At 36.2% G+C, this 17,308-nt stretch carries 17 protein-coding genes, 1 pseudogene and 1 riboswitch; of the genes and pseudogenes, 4 read left to right on the top strand and 14 right to left on the bottom strand.

The window, feature by feature from the left end; translation table 11 throughout:
* Positions 1 to 46: 46 nt before the first annotated feature.
* The 5 genes from sirA to yneA all read right to left on the bottom strand — a co-directional run bounded on the left by sirA (position 47) and on the right by yneA (position 4,353).
* Positions 47 to 481 (bottom strand): sporulation inhibitor of replication protein SirA, encoded by a 435-nt coding sequence (gene sirA / locus CWS20_RS18885; protein ID WP_066197478.1) that lies wholly within the window; start codon positions 479 to 481, stop codon positions 47 to 49.
* Between the two features lie 157 nt (positions 482 to 638).
* The gene (gene tkt / locus CWS20_RS18880) at positions 639 to 2,645 is read right to left on the bottom strand and encodes a transketolase (RefSeq protein WP_066197475.1); all 2,007 of its coding nucleotides are present in this window, start codon (positions 2,643 to 2,645) and stop codon (positions 639 to 641) included.
* Positions 2,646 to 2,968: 323 nt separating this feature from the next.
* Positions 2,969 to 3,199 (bottom strand): DUF896 domain-containing protein, encoded by a 231-nt coding sequence (locus tag CWS20_RS18875; protein WP_066197472.1) that lies wholly within the window; start codon positions 3,197 to 3,199, stop codon positions 2,969 to 2,971.
* A 141-nt stretch (positions 3,200 to 3,340) separates the two neighbouring features.
* Positions 3,341 to 3,991: a YneB family resolvase-like protein gene (locus CWS20_RS18870; RefSeq protein ID WP_066197469.1), complete on the bottom strand. Its 651-nt coding sequence runs from the start codon at positions 3,989 to 3,991 to the stop codon at positions 3,341 to 3,343.
* Positions 3,992 to 4,017: 26 nt separating this feature from the next.
* Positions 4,018 to 4,353 (bottom strand): cell division suppressor protein YneA, encoded by a 336-nt coding sequence (gene yneA / locus CWS20_RS18865; RefSeq protein ID WP_066197466.1) that lies wholly within the window; start codon positions 4,351 to 4,353, stop codon positions 4,018 to 4,020.
* Between the two features lie 154 nt (positions 4,354 to 4,507).
* Here yneA and lexA point away from each other — a divergent pair, with 154 nt between their 5' ends.
* From lexA to CWS20_RS28785, 3 genes are all read left to right on the top strand, one after another.
* A complete protein-coding gene (lexA, locus tag CWS20_RS18860) occupies positions 4,508 to 5,131 on the top strand; it encodes a transcriptional repressor LexA (protein WP_066201577.1) in 624 nt (207 codons plus the stop codon).
* Positions 5,132 to 5,304: 173 nt separating this feature from the next.
* Positions 5,305 to 5,583 carry a DUF4257 domain-containing protein gene (locus CWS20_RS18855; protein WP_066197464.1) on the top strand — a complete coding sequence of 93 codons (279 nt, stop codon included), beginning with the start codon at positions 5,305 to 5,307 and terminating at the stop codon, positions 5,581 to 5,583.
* Between the two features lie 751 nt (positions 5,584 to 6,334).
* Positions 6,335 to 6,562 carry a DinB family protein gene (locus tag CWS20_RS28785; RefSeq protein ID WP_241198753.1) on the top strand — a complete coding sequence of 76 codons (228 nt, stop codon included), beginning with the start codon at positions 6,335 to 6,337 and terminating at the stop codon, positions 6,560 to 6,562.
* Between the two features lie 260 nt (positions 6,563 to 6,822).
* Here the strand turns inward: CWS20_RS28785 and CWS20_RS18845 are convergent, their stop codons facing one another.
* From CWS20_RS18845 to CWS20_RS18815, 7 genes and pseudogenes are all read right to left on the bottom strand, one after another.
* Positions 6,823 to 7,287, bottom strand: coding sequence for an NUDIX domain-containing protein (locus CWS20_RS18845; protein ID WP_066197462.1), 465 nt, complete (start codon positions 7,285 to 7,287; stop codon positions 6,823 to 6,825).
* Positions 7,288 to 7,886: 599 nt separating this feature from the next.
* Entirely contained in the window at positions 7,887 to 9,038 is a 1,152-nt protein-coding gene (kdpDN, locus tag CWS20_RS18840; protein ID WP_066201574.1) for a KdpD-like non-kinase potassium sensor, read from the bottom strand.
* An 89-nt stretch (positions 9,039 to 9,127) separates the two neighbouring features.
* Complete coding sequence (kdpC, locus tag CWS20_RS18835) at positions 9,128 to 9,706, bottom strand: potassium-transporting ATPase subunit KdpC (protein ID WP_066197460.1); 579 nt, start codon at positions 9,704 to 9,706, stop codon at positions 9,128 to 9,130.
* Positions 9,707 to 9,734: 28 nt separating this feature from the next.
* A pseudogene (gene kdpB / locus CWS20_RS18830) lies at positions 9,735 to 11,753 on the bottom strand (potassium-transporting ATPase subunit KdpB); the annotation flags it as partial.
* Between the two features lie 65 nt (positions 11,754 to 11,818).
* A complete protein-coding gene (gene kdpA / locus CWS20_RS18825) occupies positions 11,819 to 13,471 on the bottom strand; it encodes a potassium-transporting ATPase subunit KdpA (protein WP_066201572.1) in 1,653 nt (550 codons plus the stop codon).
* 44 nt (positions 13,472 to 13,515) lie between these two features.
* A complete protein-coding gene (locus CWS20_RS29350) occupies positions 13,516 to 13,596 on the bottom strand; it encodes a potassium-transporting ATPase subunit F (RefSeq protein ID WP_083957369.1) in 81 nt (26 codons plus the stop codon).
* Positions 13,597 to 14,064: 468 nt separating this feature from the next.
* Complete coding sequence (locus tag CWS20_RS18815; RefSeq protein ID WP_066197458.1) at positions 14,065 to 14,460, bottom strand: sporulation protein; 396 nt, start codon at positions 14,458 to 14,460, stop codon at positions 14,065 to 14,067.
* 441 nt (positions 14,461 to 14,901) lie between these two features.
* Positions 14,902 to 15,038, bottom strand: a riboswitch (cyclic di-AMP (ydaO/yuaA leader).
* Between the two features lie 234 nt (positions 15,039 to 15,272).
* On the opposite strand from CWS20_RS18815, the gene CWS20_RS18810 reads away from it, so the two are divergent.
* A complete protein-coding gene (locus tag CWS20_RS18810; RefSeq protein WP_066197456.1) occupies positions 15,273 to 15,653 on the top strand; it encodes a Na-translocating system protein MpsC family protein in 381 nt (126 codons plus the stop codon).
* Positions 15,654 to 15,933: 280 nt separating this feature from the next.
* On the opposite strand, the gene CWS20_RS18805 is transcribed toward CWS20_RS18810, so the two are convergent.
* Positions 15,934 to 16,791 carry a M14 family zinc carboxypeptidase gene (locus CWS20_RS18805; protein WP_066197451.1) on the bottom strand — a complete coding sequence of 286 codons (858 nt, stop codon included), beginning with the start codon at positions 16,789 to 16,791 and terminating at the stop codon, positions 15,934 to 15,936.
* Complete coding sequence (locus CWS20_RS18800; protein ID WP_142385403.1) at positions 16,791 to 17,222, bottom strand: hypothetical protein; 432 nt, start codon at positions 17,220 to 17,222, stop codon at positions 16,791 to 16,793. Before CWS20_RS18800 ends, CWS20_RS18805 begins: the two co-directional genes overlap by 1 nt.
* Positions 17,223 to 17,308: the final 86 nt, after the last annotated feature.

The raw sequence follows: 17,308 nt of genomic DNA, 5'->3' as shown, positions 1-17,308 counted from the left end.
TAGACCAAAGGATACTATACAATATTTGCTTCGTAATTTCTCTTATTTAGACAAATTTTCTTTCTTTTATTGGCTTAAGCCAGCCAAATCTATTATGTGAAAGATCAATCGCTAAGTAAGAAGACTCACTTTTTCGCAATACTTCGAAAAAAATTGTTTCTGCTTCAAAATTCCCCGATGCTTCCAGCGTAATAAATCGATCACCTACTTCAAGCTTTGCGTTGCTTCTTTTTTGAGATATGTAATAAGCATGCTCATCAAATACCATGTCTTGTTTTATTAATAATTCCTGAAACATATCCTGTTGCACTTTATATTTAGGAATTTCTTTTGTAATAAAATAAATTTGTCTTTGAAGTATTGAGTAAAGATCACCTGATGAACGCTCATATTCCTGAAACAAGCGAAAAAACATTTGTTCCCTGCCGAAATAATGAGACGCGAATTGCTCTTCAATTAAATATAACTGATACGTTCTCATTCAACTTCTCCTTTCGGGACAACCTATTTCTTCAAGTATACAGGAAAGATATATAATTTTCTGTCTTTTAATGTGATAAAAAACCACTATTTTTGTCGAAAAATAGCAAAAGCAAAAAAGGGAAGAATGATTTCCATTCTTCCCGGCAAAAAAATGATTAATTTTCGATTAAAGCTTTTACTTTTGCGACAACATTTTCAACAGTGAAGCCATACTCTTCGATAATTTTATTTCCTGGTGCTGATGCACCAAATTGATCGATTGCAAGGACGTCCCCTTCAAAACCTGTGTATTTGTGCCAGCCTAAAGAGCTACCCATTTCAATTGCTAATCGCTTCGTAATTCCCTTAGGTAAAACTTGCTCTTTGTACTCTTTACTTTGTTTTTCAAAGCGGCTCCAATCAGGCATGCTTACTACAGTAACATCAATACCTTCTGCAGCAAGAGCAGCTTGAGCTTTTATCGCTAATTCCACTTCTGAACCAGAAGCTAATAACAATGCATCCACGTCTTCTTTCTTGCCAGCAGATACTGTGTATGCCCCTTTAGATACGCCTTCATAAGCCGTTGCTGCAGTGCCTTTAATTGTTGCTAGATTTTGTCTAGTAAGCACGAGTGCTGTCGGATGGTCAGCAGCCTCTATTGCCAGTTTCCATGCAGCTGCTGTTTCATTTCCATCAGCTGGTCGTATGACTGAAAGATTTGGCATCGCTCTTAATGCCGCAAGCTGTTCTACCGGCTCATGTGTTGGGCCATCTTCCCCAACAGCAATACTGTCATGTGTAAATACGTATGTGACAGGAAGCTTCATTAAGGCTGCTAAACGAATAGCCGGACGTAAGTAATCAGAGAAAACAAAGAATGTACCTCCAAAGACATTTAATCCGCCATGTAGCGCCATTCCATTAAGTGCTGCACCCATAGCAAATTCACGTACACCGAACCAAATATTTCTTCCACTATATGATTCCGCAGTAAAATCAGCAGCATCTTTAATCATCGTTTTATTTGAACCAGCTAAATCAGCAGATCCTCCAAAGAATGAAGGAAGATTGTTCGCGATTGCATTTAGTACTTCACCTGAAGATGCTCTCGTCGCCAAACTTGAGCCTTCTTCATAGACTGGGATATCTTTATCCCATCCTTGAGGCAATTTCCCATCGATGGCCAATTCCAATTGTAAACCAAGTTCAGGAAACTTTTCTTTATATTTACTTAAAAGTTGCGTCCACTCAGCTTCTACCTTTTGGCCTTTTTCCACGACTTCATTTTTGAAGTGTGCGTATACTTCGTCTGGCACATGGAAATCTTCTTCAAATTCCCATTCATACGCTTCCTTCGTTAATTTCAGCTCATCAGCTCCAAGAGGTGAACCATGAGAAGCAGATTTACCAGATTTATTAGGTGAGCCGAATCCGATAACAGTCTTGACTTCAATCATTGTAGGACGATTGTCAACTTTTCGTGCTTCCTCGAGGGCTTTTGCAATCTCATCTAAATTATTGCCATCTTCCACCCGGATATATTGCCAACCATAAGATTTAAAACGTTGCTCAACACTTTCAGAGAAAGAACGATCTAAATCTCCATCAAGCGAAATATCATTTGAATCATAAAGTACAACTAGTTTACCTAGTTGCAAGTGTCCTGCTAAGGAAGCAGCTTCTGCAGAGACGCCTTCCATTAAATCACCATCACCGCAAATACTGTATGTATAATGATCAACGATATTAAAATCATCTTTATTATAAACAGCAGATAAGTGTTTTTCAGCCATTGCCATACCAACTGCCATCGCGATTCCTTGTCCAAGAGGACCAGTCGTTGCATCGACCCCTGGAGTATGTCCATATTCAGGGTGACCTGGTGTTTTGCTATCCCATTGGCGGAATTGTTTTATATCATCCATTGATAAATCATATCCTGATAAATGCAGCAAGCTATATAGCAACATTGAGCCATGACCTGCTGATAATACAAAACGATCACGATTAAACCATGATGGGTTATTAGGATTATGATTCATATAACGCGTCCATAAAGTGTAAGCCATTGGTGCAGCGCCCATAGGCATACCTGGGTGACCAGAGTTTGCTTTTTCTATTGCATCAATAGATAAAGTTCTAATCGATTGAATTGATAGTGCATCCGTTTTGTTAAACATGTATGACATCCTTTCAAAAATAATCGTACACATTAAATATAATAGAGTTGCTTACGTTTATACAACCGTAATGGTAGAAAAATTATATTTAAGCAATATTACGAAATATTTTTTTATCAATAATTTTATTTACAATATATATTATTCATATTATAGCTCTGTTAAATGCGGCTGTTGATTTTCTTCTCCAGGCGAAGGCTTTCTTCCGAAATAGCAGCTATAAATAGTATCTTCAGCTTTAACACAGAACAGAATCAACAATGTGCTTTAACATAGTGAATATTGAAAAAGGGAAACTAGATACACCAGTTTCCCCAAAAAAATTAATGAAGCGGCTTATTTTTTTCTTTCTTCAATTTTTCTGGAGTTACATCATTCCCTTCAGGATCAATAATTGTAACTCCTTTAAGCGTATTAAACATTGAAGCACGGAACGTTTCTAAATACTCTTTTCTAAGAGCTGTTTGTTCTTTCGCTTCTAATTCTGATAAGCCTTCAGTTTTAGATTTATTTGCAAGTTCATTAATGCGAGCAAGTTTTTCTTTCGAAAGCATATTAAAAAGCCCCTTTTTTACTTCAAATCCATATCGCTTTATTAAGCACATTTATACATTTGAAGTTTATTTTCACACTTCATAAATTCAATGATATGTGTCATATTACTAAAAAAAGAGGGCTTTGACAAGAATTCCAAATTAATCAGATTCTTGAGAATCAATATACTCTTTATATCTTCTATTAACAGTTGCTTTTGATATTGTGTATCCAAAACCTCTTAATGTAGCAGCTATGTCCGAAAAAGTCAGCTGGTTATTCCTTAAACGGACTATTTCTGCAATAGGCACTTCAATGCGGTCACGACCTGCCATGTTTCCTTGATTTGATAAGTTTTTTTCAGGGCGATAGCCATTCTCAACTGCCTTCCTCATGCCCCTTTTAATTTTTACGTTATGTAATTTCCGTTGGTACTCTTCAACCATGCCCACAATTTGGAGTACCATTGAATCTGACTCAGATAGTTGCAATTCACCATAGTGGGAGATGCTGTACAGTTGAACACCTTCTTTTAAGATACAATGTAATAATGCAATCTTAGCATTGCCCCTCCCTAATCTTGTTTCATCCTGAATGAGCAAAGCATCTATTTTTTCATCTTTAATAGTTGCTAACAGATCAATAATCCCATCTCGATCAAGATCGAATCCGCTTGCCTGCTCCCTTATTACCTTTACTACATCCATCCCCTGACTATTGGCAAGATCCAGCAATTCCTCCTCCTGCCTTGCAAGAGAAGTCTCCTGCTCTTCCTTTGTTGTGCTGACTCTACAATATATAACTGCTCTCATACTGTTTTTCTCACTTCACTTCTAAATTAATCTTCCTTTTCATTATAGGAGCTTGCTAAGTTCGTTTCATAATAATCCATACCATCTTTAACTGGAATAATAATTTCATCCCCTGGGTAGATTTGACCTAAAGAAATACCATTTTGTCTCTCCACCCATTTTACAAAATCTGATTCGGACATATCGTGCTCTTCACTATATTTACTCGCTATTTTCCAAATAGAATCTCCCTCTTTAACAACGATTTTCACAAATCCCGCTCCATCTGCTGTCTCTGTATTAGCAGCAAACACGATAACCATCCCAAAACTTAAAACGACTAGAATAATAGCATATGAATAAGATTCCCACAATTTTTTCAACTGAAGCACCCCTAATTAAGAATATACGTTCGCATTTGATAAATTTATTATAATGCGAACATTTGTTTCTGTCAATGAAAATTCGAACTTATGTTTGTATACTAAAATTAAAAATGCTATAATATACACAAAGATGTAAAAAAAGGTGCGTGAGATAATGAAATTATCAAAAAGACAGCAGGATATACTTGAATTCATAAAAGACGAAGTAAAAGCAAAAGGTTATCCGCCTTCTGTACGTGAAATTGGTGAAGCTGTCGGCCTTGCTTCCAGCTCAACCGTACACGGTCACCTTGCCCGCTTAGAAAGCAAAGGATTAATTAGAAGAGACCCGACTAAACCCCGTGCTATTGAAATTTTGGATTTAGAAGGAGCAGCCAGCGTTCCAAAAGTAAGTACCGTCAATGTACCGATTATTGGGAAAGTTACTGCTGGACAACCCATCACTGCAATTGAAAATGTTGAAGAGTATTTTCCATTACCCGAGAGGCTTGCTCCAGCAGATGAACATGTTTTCATGTTAGAAATTATGGGTGAAAGTATGATTGAAGCTGGTATCCTGGATGGAGACTACGTCATTGTCAAACAGCAAAGCACTGCAAATAATGGTGAAATTGTCGTTGCTATGACAGAGGAAGATGAGGCAACAGTGAAAAGGTTTTTCAAAGAGAAAGATTTTGTTAGACTTCAGCCCGAGAATTCTACAATGGAACCAATTATTCTTAGAAACGTTTCTATTCTTGGTAAAGTCATCGGTGTTTATCGTCAGATTCATTAATTATGTATCTAGCAAAAGCAGGAGAAAACCTCCTGTTTTTGTCGTCATTTCTGAAAATTCGGTATATTCGAATCATTCTTTTTTGTTAACAGGCGTTATATAATAGAAGATACACCAAGAATCAACCTAAGGTCGCTTTTCAAAAATCTCGACTTTAGGAGTGTGGAGTTGAAATGTTAATGAACATTACCTTCGCTGCTTTGATTGGTGGACTTGTCGGTGTCGCAGGGCATATTAAAAGAGTTGGGAAACTTGTAAAGCCACGGGTTACAAAGAAGTTTATTTATCTCGGTTTCTTAGAAGATATTCTAATGGGGGGACTGGCTTCTATTTTTTTAGTCGCCACTACAAATCCAGATTCCCCTACAGCCATTTTTATTCTTTCGCTATTTGCGGGAATGGGTGGTGAAGCGATTTTAAGGTTTCTGGATTTATTAAAGATTAAAAATTAAAGAGTTCTGCTTTCGTATCCGTTCAAATTGAACGGATTTTTATTTAAGTGATTCCATAAAGAAATTGAAAAGGAATTGCTTTATAAATAGGTTATTATCTAAATGAATATGCTAAAAAAACCTTGTCATCAAAACGGTCAATACCATCCTTCACATTTTCTACAATCGATTCTTCAACATTTTTTTACAGGGAAGAACTGTTGATTACCCACAATATTTTTGTAAACATTAATAATTAGGATGAACTTGTTTTACATTTCGCCTACTTACAGTAGTCTCGATCCCCCAAACAGACACAGTCGCCTCTGCGTCTTCCGCTTCTTCCATTAGGTTCACTGCTCCCGGTTTCGGTAACCATATCCACGACTTTCATCATGCTCTGTTTATCACATCCATTGCTCTTTTCCCTTCTAGAAATATAAAATACCCTCCTTACTTAGTATGCTTCATTGATCAATAGCTCCGGTTGTTTTCTGGTTTCTATGTATAGATGAAAAAACACAAAAATTCCATTGAAATCTATTTATCAAATCATTTTCTCATATTACTTATACCATCGGTAAACATTAATTGCGTCATTTGACGGTTTTTATTGACGAAACACTATTCTTGCCACATTAACAGCCTTACGTAATTGTGATGGCCTTTCTACAAATGGTTAGATTGTAGTTTCTTTTCCTTCTTCTTTAAAAAGGCTTTTTGAGATTTCTAAAGAATATATTTAACAAACTTGTTGAAGAGGTGAAATTATATGAATTTTAACTTGAAAGAAGCGATAGAAATTTTAGATCGGACTTCTAATACGATTGAATATTTTTTAACGGGCTTATCAGATGAATGGATAAATGGCAATGAAGGAGAGGAAAGTTGGAATGCCATTGAAGTGATTGCGCATCTAATAGAGTGTGAAAAAAATAATTGGATCCCAAGAATAGAGGCAATTCTGGAAGACAAAAAATCAATCTTTCCATCTTTTTAATCGATACGCGCACTTAAACAAGCCAGATAGAATGCTTGACCCAATGTTATCTGCATTCAAATCAATAAGAATTCAAAATATAAACAACCTTAAAATTCTTGTTGATTCTGAAACACAGCTTGAATTGACAGGCATGCACCCTGAGTTCGGTGCTGTTAAATTGAGAGAGCTAATTTCTGCGTGGTAGTCCATGATTTAACGCATATAAATCAAATTTTAAAAGACATAAAAAAAGAAATGCCTCATCATTTAGAAAATCGCTAGTTTATATCTCCTAAATAAACTGGAGACTTTTCATTACTACAATACTTTATTATATACTTTATTAGTTTTTTCGGATAAATTCTATATTCAAATAAATCGTTCATATGTATCCATTCTACTCCAACCTGGTGACTATCAGGGTTAGTAGGTACTTCAATATGATCTGACCCATTTTTACGATGACAAACAAAGTAGTATTCAACTTGGTGAGCATCATAGTCAAATGAAGAATGTTCGTGATTTTTACCGATATACTCTCGAATATGGAGAAGCTCTCCTATTTCTACTTGTATTCCAACCTCTTCAATGCATTCTCTTTTTAAAGCTTCATGAATTGTTTCGCCTTTCTCTTGCCCACCGCCAGGAAAAAGATAAAAAACACCCTCATTATCTTTATTTTTTGTTAGTAATAGCCTGTTTTCGTTAATTATTATCGCTTTTGCGGAGTTCCGAATCGTCATAAATACCCACCTGTTCTACCTTTGACATTAGCTTTAAAACCGTTGCTCATTCAAAATTCAAATATAATTCTTGTAGATGCAGTATAGATTTGCATCTTTTTTCTTGCTTTAAACCTAAATACCTCGTTATAAAAGCTTTTCCAATTTTATCATATTGCTTTGCTTGTTACATAAGAAAATGTCGAGCTGCATCAATTGCTTAACAACCGATAACGAGAAAGAGAAGCACATCGCTTCCCTTTCTATCATTTATTAATTAATAAACGTTGTCGTAATTAGAATTGCCTTCATTTCTGGAGTTATTTTCATAACAACTTAGAAAAATTTCTTGTCACGATTTCTTCTTCTATTACACCCACAAAATCCGAAACCAAAGCATCCACAGCCACGTCTGCGGCCATAACCGTTATCATCTTATCCGGAATCTTCATTGTAACCTCTGTAATAGTTACTGTTTTCTTATTCGTAACCTATAAAATCACCTCCTAATTCCACAACATGCTAGATTGCATGGAGGTTTTGCACAGGCAATAAGGGCTATTAATACATATTTTTCGCATTTTTTAGTATTTTTATTTTAAAGCAGTTAGATAGTACACTTATCTGCTGTCCGCCACAATGTGAATATCAATATTAGAAGTTTTCCTCATTATCGTATTCACAATAGACCCCTTGCATATCTCTTCCCATCTTGTTCTGGCTGATTGGCCAAGTAAAATTTGAGTAATATGAAAGCTTTTAGCTGTTAAAATTATTATCTCTGCCGGACTGCACCTTCCCTGCTTCTCAATGATAAAAGTGGCATTAAATTGTTCAGCAAGGATCTTCCATTCTCGTAGTTTTTTTTCTCTTTCTAAGTGAACAATGTGATTTTCATCAGGCAAAACATTTAGAATAAATAACTCTGCCTTTAGGCGCTGAGCCATTCGCCATCCCCTTCGGATAAGCTTTTCAGCTGTTGGTCCATAATGAATGCAAACTAGTATTTTCTCAAGTATTCCAATGGAACCATATTCACCTTCCATAGTAATTCTTTCTATTCTTTCGTCCACATCATTCGCTACTTCACGAAGTGTAAGCTCCCTTAATGCAGACAATTTCTCTGTTGTAAAGAAGTTATTCAGGCTCTGTTCAATTTTCCTGGATGAATAGATCTTTCCTTCCGACAATCTTTTTCTTAATGTTTCTGGAGTTACATCAATTAACTGAATTTCATCGGCAATATGGAAAATTTTATCAGGCAATCGTTCTCTTACCTTAATGCCACAAATTTGCTGAATAATATCATATACACTTTCAAGATGCTGAATATTTACAGCAGAAAATACACTAATGCCAGCCTCAAGCAAATCCTCCACATCCAGATACCGTTTAGGATGCAGGGAACCTTTTATGTTCGTGTGTGCTAGTTCATCCACAATTACAATTTCCGGTTTTCTTATAAAAATTTCATTCACATTTAATTCATAAAACTTCTTCCCTTTGTAAATTATTTCTTTTAAAGGGACACTTTCTAACCCCTTTATTTGTGCTTCCGTCTCGATTCTGCCATGGCTCTCAATGAGACCAATAACAATATCAACTCCATCACTTTTCAATTCATGGGCATCCTGCAGCATTCTATACGATTTCCCAACACCAGGTGCTGCACCAACATACAATTTAAATTTACCCCGTTTCGCCTGATTAATTTCTTCAAGAAACTCATCAGGGGTTTTTCTCCGAAAGTGGGGATGGTCATTTCCCAATATAATCACCCCAGAAGTCTTGCGGACAACGATCCGTAAGAGACAAAATAGATTTCAGTAGGCACACTATTCTACTCGAATGCCTAACATCGTTATAATAATTCAACTAAATCAAGATTCAGTTTTAGGACATTAACACGCTCTTCTCCAAATATGCCTAATTCCTTTCCTTGTGTATTCTTACTAATTAACTCTATTAAATTTTGCTGATTGATTCCGGTCATTTCAGAAACTCTGCTTACCTGTGCGTAAGCAGCATCAGGGCTAATATGCGGATCCAATCCCGAACCAGAGTTTGTTACTAAATCAAGCGGAACTTTATTGAGTGGCGTATTAGGGTTATCTTTCTCCCATGCTGCAGCCGATTCTTTTAAGCGTTCAATCATTTCTTGATTAGAGGGCGCGTAGTTATTAGATCCGGATCCTGAAGCATCATATTTAATACTCGATACCCTACCGTGAAAAAACTTAGCGCTTGTAAAATTTTGACCGATCAATTCTGAACCGATTACCTCATTTTCACCATTATAAATTAAACTCCCATTTGCTCGATCTGGAATAATCACCTGTGCAATCACCGTTATGGCCGCCGGGTAAAGTACGCCGCCTATTATCATGATTAAAAAACTGGTTCTTATAATTGGTCCCATCAACCTTTTTACTCGTTCCATGGAATCTATACCTGCTTTCTACAATTATTTATATAAAGAATGTAATGAGCATATCTATCATTTTAATTCCTATAAACGGGACAATAATGCCACCTAATCCATATATAGTTAAGTTTTTACGCAGCAATTCATTCGAATTCATTGGTTTGTAGGTGACGCCTTTCATAGCCAATGGAATTAGCAATGGGATAATTACTGCGTTGAAAATTAAAGCAGAAAGGATGGCTGACAATGGTGAATCTAATCTCATTATATTTAACATTGTCATTTCCGGAATCGCCATCATAAATATGGCAGGAATAATGGCAAAGTATTTTGCAATATCGTTGGCGATACTAAAAGTAGTTAATGCACCTCTTGTCATCAACAGCTGTTTTCCAATAGAGACAACTTCTATAATTTTAGTAGGATTAGAATCCAAATCAACCATGTTTGCTGCCTCCTTCGCAGCTGCTGTACCGCTATTCATTGCCAGCCCTACATCTGCTTGAGCAAGTGCAGGCGCATCATTTGTTCCATCTCCAGTCATCGCAACGAGTTTCCCTTGCTGTTGTTCATATTTTATTACATCAATTTTGTCCTCAGGCTTACATTCAGCTATAAATTCGTCCACACCAGCTTCTTTAGCAATTGTCGCAGCAGTTAATGGATTATCGCCAGTGCACATCATCGTTTTTATCCCCATCTTGCGCAGTTGTTCAAATCGTTCTTTCATACCTGGTTTGACAGTGTCCTTCAAATAAATTAATCCATAAACCTTATCGTCAACAGCAACAGCTAACGGTGTACCGCCCTTCTTAGAAATTGCCTTTGTTTCCTCGGCCAATTCAGTCGGGATATGTCCTCCTTGTAACCTTACCCAATTTTTTATGGCATCAACTGCCCCTTTTCTAACCTTTCGACCGTTAGCTAAATCAATACCGCTCATCCTTGTTTCAGCTCTGAATTCAATAATTTTTCCACCATCTGTCATTATTTCATCAATCTTAGTACCTCGTTCTTTTAATAATTTTATGACCGATCGCCCTTCAGGTGTTTCATCACTTAAAGAACTTAATGCCGCCCAATAGGAAAGCTCCTCACTTTTCGCTTCACCTACCGGGATAAATTCGCTTGCCATCCGATTACCAAACGTAATTGTACCCGTTTTATCCAAAATAATTGTATTAATATCACCTGCTGCCTCCACCGCTTTCCCTGACATCGCCAAAACATTAAACTGGGTCACTCGGTCCATTCCAGCTATTCCAATTGCAGAAAGCAACGCGCCAATTGTTGTTGGAATTAAACAGACAAGCAAAGCGATTAATATCGGTATATCTATTTGAAAACCTAAATAGTTCGTGAAAAATGGTAATGTAACAACCACAATCATAAAAATTAAAGTTAAACTGGTTAATACAGTACTCAATGCCATTTCATTCGGTGTCTTCTGTCGCTCTGCTCCTTCCACAAGTGAAATCATCTTGTCTAGAAATGATTCACCGGGATCTCTCGTAATCCTAACTTTAATTTCATCACTAATTACGAGTGTTCCTCCTGTTACTGAGTTAAAGTCTCCTCCTGCTTCTTTTATCACTGGGGCTGATTCTCCTGTGATGGCAGACTCATCAACCGAAGCTAACCCTTCAATAACTTCCCCGTCACCAGGAACCATTTCACCTTGAGTAATTACGACGATATCACCTTTTCTTAGTTGGCTAGATGATAATTTTTCAACCTTTCCATTTTCCTTTAAAACATTCGCGATAACTTCCTCTTTTGTTTGTTTTAATGAGTTCGCTTGTGCCTTTCCACGTCCCTCCGCTAGAGCTTCAGCAAAGTTTGCAAATAATACAGTAAATAATAAAATAAGAGAAACTGTAATATTAAACCAAGGTTCAACTCCACTATTTCCAAACAATTGTGGTAAAAAAGACAAAATTAAAGTGATGACAAAACCTATTTCTACAACAAACATAATAGGGTTCTTTACCATTACTAACGGATTCAACTTAATGATAGAATCCAATAGAGCTCTTGTTATCAATGCTTTATCCTTCATTTTTTATTCCCTTCCTAATTAAGGTTTTATAGTATATTTTCGGATAATTGTTTCTAAACATTTCCACACTACAATGTTAAATATTCTGCTACAGGCCCTAGGACTAAGATAGGAAAGAAAGTAAGTGCTCCCACAATAAAGATTGTTCCTAGCAGAATGGTGCCAAATAGGGCGGTATCCGTCCTCAAAGTCCCTACTGTTTGCGGAACAAGACTCTTAGCTGCTAGTGAACCGGCTACTGCCATCATCGTTACGAGACCGAAGTAACGCCCGAGGAACATAACAATCGCTGTAGACACATTCCAAAATGGTGTCGCATCTCCTAATCCTTCAAATCCAGACCCGTTGTTTGCTGCTGATGACGTATATTCATAGACTATCTGGGTTAAGCCATGAAATCCAGGGTTAGAGATTGCTTCCGTTCCTTGTGGCAAAATTAAAGCAACTGCTGATGCACCTAAAATGAGTAACGGGTGAATGAGCATCGTTACCGCAATTAGCTTCATTTCTTTTACTTCAATCTTTTTTCCTAAAAACTCTGGTGTACGACCTACCATTAAGGCTGACAGAAACACAGCGATCATCGTGTACATCATTACGTTAATAAAGCCAGCACCAACTCCACCGAAAACTGTATTTAATAGCATATTTGATAATACGAGCATGCCTCCAATGGGAGTCATCGTATCATGCATGGTGTTAACAGCACCGGTCTCAGATGCTGTTGTCACTACCGCATAAAGTACAGACTGACCGACACCAAACCTTACTTCTTTACCTTCCATACTGCCTTGTCCTTGCTGAAGACCCATATCATGTAAAACTGGATTCCCTTGATACTCACTAGTTAAAGTTATTCCTAGGAATACGACGAGAATCATAGCCATTGAAATAAATAATGTTCTTCCTTGTTTAGCACTTCCTACCATTCGACCGTACGTGAATGGCATGGCTGTTGGCAGCAAAAGCATTAATAGAATTTGAATAAGATTGGACAGTGCATTTGGATTTTCGAATGGATGCGCAGAATTAACGCCAAAATATCCTCCCCCATTATTACCAAGCTCTTTAATTGATAAAAAAGAAGCAACAGGCCCACGTGCGATATTTTGCTCAGTACCTTCAATCGTTTGAGCGGTAATCGAAGGATCTAATGTCTGTGGTACTCCTAATCCAATAAAGATTAAGCCTGCAACAAATGAGATGGGCAGTAGTACTCGGGTCATTGCTCGAATAAAATCAATAAAGAAGTTCCCGATTTTTTTACCTGCTAACCCTCTAATAAAAGCAATTACCACTGCAAGCGCAGTCGCTGGCGCTGCAAACATCATAAATAGAATCCCTATCATCTGAGATAAGTAGGATAACCCGCTTTCACCGCTATAATGCTGAAGGTTAGTATTAGTCATGAAGCTAATCGCTGTATTGAATGCAAGTGTAGGTTCCATTCCGGCTATATTACTTGGATTTAATGGCAATATCCCTTGCAATCTAAATATCATGTAAACAATCACAATCATAAAGGAGTTTGCCAATACTAAAGATATGGCATATTGCTTCCACGTCTGATTCTGCTTTTTAATACCTCCAATTTTAAAAAGGCATTTCTCAATAGGTTCATAAATTTTATCTAAACCCGTGATATTATAATCAAATGCCTTAGCCAGATAGATTCCCATTGGTATTGCCAAAAGCAATGCTATGAACAGCGTTATAATCATTGATAAGATAGTCGTAAACACCTGTTTTTACCTCCAAAAATAATTTAAAATTTCTCTGGATTCACTAATGCATATAATAAATAAATACTAATAATTATTACGATTCCTATGAGCACTGTTATCATTGGTCTTCACTTCCTTGGTCAACGTGGCAAGAAGACCACTTTACAAGTCCCGCAAGAAATATAACCAGTACGATGAATAACCCTGCCATAATAAAATCCAACATTCTGTTTACCCCCTATAATTAACGATTAAATGGTATTCAATTAAAGCAACTTTTTAGCAATGAACACGGTACCTTTAATTGCCTTGTGCATTCATTGATCAACCGAATTAATTAACACTCTTAATCACCTCCTAATAATAAAAAAAATAGACCAATGCATCCTCTTTCCCCATGTTGAATGAACGATTTGCATGTTTTCCGCATATCACGTATGCAAAAAGCAATGCTCTGTTAAATTCAACTTTTTAGGAGAAAAAGTACACATTGGTCTACGTAATGCCTAGCAAACAGCTCATTTCTGTTTTCTCTGCATTCTGTCCCCCGAGTAACTTTTTTTCAAAAGTAGAGCCCTATTTATTTTTGTTTAGCAGTTTTCTTTTATTATAATTGGTTTTACTTCGGTTAGAACTTGATCATATTCCAATAAAACCTTGGCAATTACACTATATTTTTTATTTCCAGAGATTGTTTCAGCTTGCAAAGGTATCTCTAGTAGAAAGGGTACTTCTTTTTTTTCATTTGCATTTAGAATAGATGAGCAAATCACAGAATGTGAATTAATTATATCCTCTTTCATATTGCTAAAATGATTAACCACTAAATCAATATCATATCTTTTTATTTTTATCGGAAATATTCCGCCTTCAAGCTCAAAATGACCTCCTATAATATTGCCAGGATAAAATTCTTTGTCCTCTACAACAACCTTTAATTTAATCATTCCGATTCCCATTTTAAGCGCATATTTTCTAAGCATCATAGCAAATTCACCTGAACCTCTTTTAAATTGTTAAATATCAATACAGTGCTTTTTCCAGTACTAAAGCTAAACTTCAAACGATGAAATTGAGCCAATCATTTCCTTCTAAATTTATGATGTTGGGTTCATTCATTGAATTACATCCTATTTCCTCCAAACACAAATCCCATTAAAAAAAATAGACCAATGTTTACTAAATCCCCGAAAATGCAAAAGCAGCATTTTGACTAAAAAACAAATCAAAATCAACACTCTTTTCCTTTTTGGAGAAAAAGTATACAGTGGTCTACTTAAAGCCCAGCAAGCGCGATGCTCCCTTTGCTTTCCGTCTTCCATGTTACTTTTCAAAAATAGGCATAATAAAAAGACCTACTCTACCTACCAGGCTGTATTTTTGCTGCGACACAACAAAAAAACCTCCTAGATTAAAGGTGGTCTTATGACCTCCTTCGCTTTAGCCGACGAAGTTAGCTGGCGGGTAGGATGGCGAAAGAGTGATTTCATCCCTTCTACATAGTAGAATTAACCCCATAAAATTGGGTCCTCCGTTCTCATTTGAGATTAGGCCGTCATATTTAGTTTGTTTATTATGAGCATTATTGTACTTCCTTATAAAATTAAATGCAAATCCTCAAATAGACCGATTTAAGCTAATATACAGTTGAATTCTCCGATAATTATATGTTTTTATAATATATACTTACTATTTCTTTGTTTTTCTAACTTTTTCAAAATAATCACATTTGAATTTGACAAAAATAAACACTTCAAAGTAAGATAATTCAGAATTGAAGATTGTGAGGGAGAATAAGATGACTATTTATAAAAAAAAATTAGAGGCTGAAATAAGTGAAGCTTTCATAAAACAGCAAAGGGATTTAATCGGCAGAGGGCCACAGGAAACAAAAACCTATATCGTTCACGACATGGTCATCGTTCGATTTAAAGGGGTTTTAACCGTGGAAGAAAAACATTTAGTAGAGCATGAAACAGGAAAAAGGGTTGTAAAACAAATGCGTCAAGTTCTCCGTGAGATTTACAGCAAAACCTTTGAAGAAATTGTAGAAAAATACACAAAATGCCAAGTGCTATCTAGTCACAGTGATATCAGTACAAAGATGGGCGAACGGATAGAAGTCTTTGTTGTCAATAGGGATTTAGAAAAGTGTCTGGAAAAAGGTGAACTGAAATAAAGGTGTTAAGCATTGCTTTGAAAAGCTATCATCATCCCGAATTTGATTTTAACCCTTTGATTGGACAAAAAATTTGTAGAGCTTCATCCAATTAATTTTTTAAATAGTTATGATAAAAAATTATTGTTCTACTCTTGTAAACTATAAAAAAATATAAAGCAGTTGATATGATCTGTGTAAGGATTTTGGGAGCCTTTACTTTACCGGTTTTTGTTTAACTAATAGACGCAATTAAGACATGAAGGTTTGTCTTAATTGCGTAAACTTGTAAAATGTCATTTTATTGTCTTCTTCTGTAGAAATAATCCATAGATGATTTAAAAAACAAGTATATACTCAATATTCCATACTGATACATTTGTTTGTATGATAATGGATTGTCTGGATGAGTATCAGTTGGCCTTATCATCTCAGTAATGTATGATAGTGTAGTGTTTGTATATGGATTCGATAAGTCACGCATATACGTTCTAGCCAATCCTTTTCCTAATGTAGAAGTACCAGGCCATTCTGTTACTGCTTCATTATCGCTACCAACTCTCCATGAATCAGCAATTGTTTTTCTTAATATATTTGTAGAGTTCTGACCATTTCCTATGATTAGATTTTTATTATTGGTACCCTCCATTTCAATACCAAAAAGATGTATGTCCAGAAACGCAAACGGTCTAAATTCATCCATTACACTTTTTACATTTCTTGTTTCAGCTTGAGTAAAGTGTTCAAAATCTCGATTCAGGTCGATTCCATTAACATTATATCTTCCTTTTGTTCTAGAAAGCGGGCTTGGTAAACGGTTGTAGCCGTATGGATTAACAATTGGTATATAGACAAGATGAAATTTCCTTAGCAGCTTATCTCTAAATTGTTTATCTGGAAAAGTTCTATCACGTAACATTTCAAAGAATGAAAGACTGTATTGAGTTCCAGCCCATTCAGGAGGGTGCATACTAGCAATCACTAAAAGCGTTGGTTTAATCGCATTCCCCATTTCGATCACTTTCATATCGTACTGACCGCTCTCATCTTTTCCGATATTCCTGACGTTTGAGAAGCTGTTTATCCTCTTTAATACTTGAGGATAACTTTCAAACCTTACCTCTCCTTCTAACTGATATGGAAATTTAATCATTGCCATTATTGCTCCACCCGATAGATGGCTTTATATAATACCATATCTCCGCCTCCATAGCCTGAAGCTGCTCTAAAAGCTAATCTGCCCCCATTTGGTAAAATGACAGGCGTTTTCAAATTGAATTTATATAAGCCTGCTCCAGTATCATATGCCATTGTTTCAAAATAGGCGCTGCCATCATTAGATAATCTAGTAGGCGTTGCATACCATCTAGTTCCTGATGGGTTAATGGTATGAAAAATTTGGTTCGTAAAGTTGTTAGAATTATTACTAGTAAAATGCAATACAGGAAACGTTGTAGAGCTGCTGCCAGTGACAACAAATTCAAAACTATCTAATGTCATCCTTTTGTTTAATTCATCAAATACTACAATATCAGTATTGGGTAGAACCTCTTGCGCTAAGTTGTTTACCATCTTCATCTGTTCCATCATCAATCCTCCTAGATGTATTTAAATGCCTATTGATACTCTTATTCCATCACAGCCGCATGAATAAACCCTTTTTTCGCTTCTTCTGT

The organism is Cytobacillus horneckiae, assembly GCF_002835735.1.
Classification (GTDB): domain Bacteria; phylum Bacillota; class Bacilli; order Bacillales; family Cytobacillaceae; genus Cytobacillus; species Cytobacillus horneckiae.
This window is presented reverse-complemented; position numbering and strand designations above follow the sequence as displayed.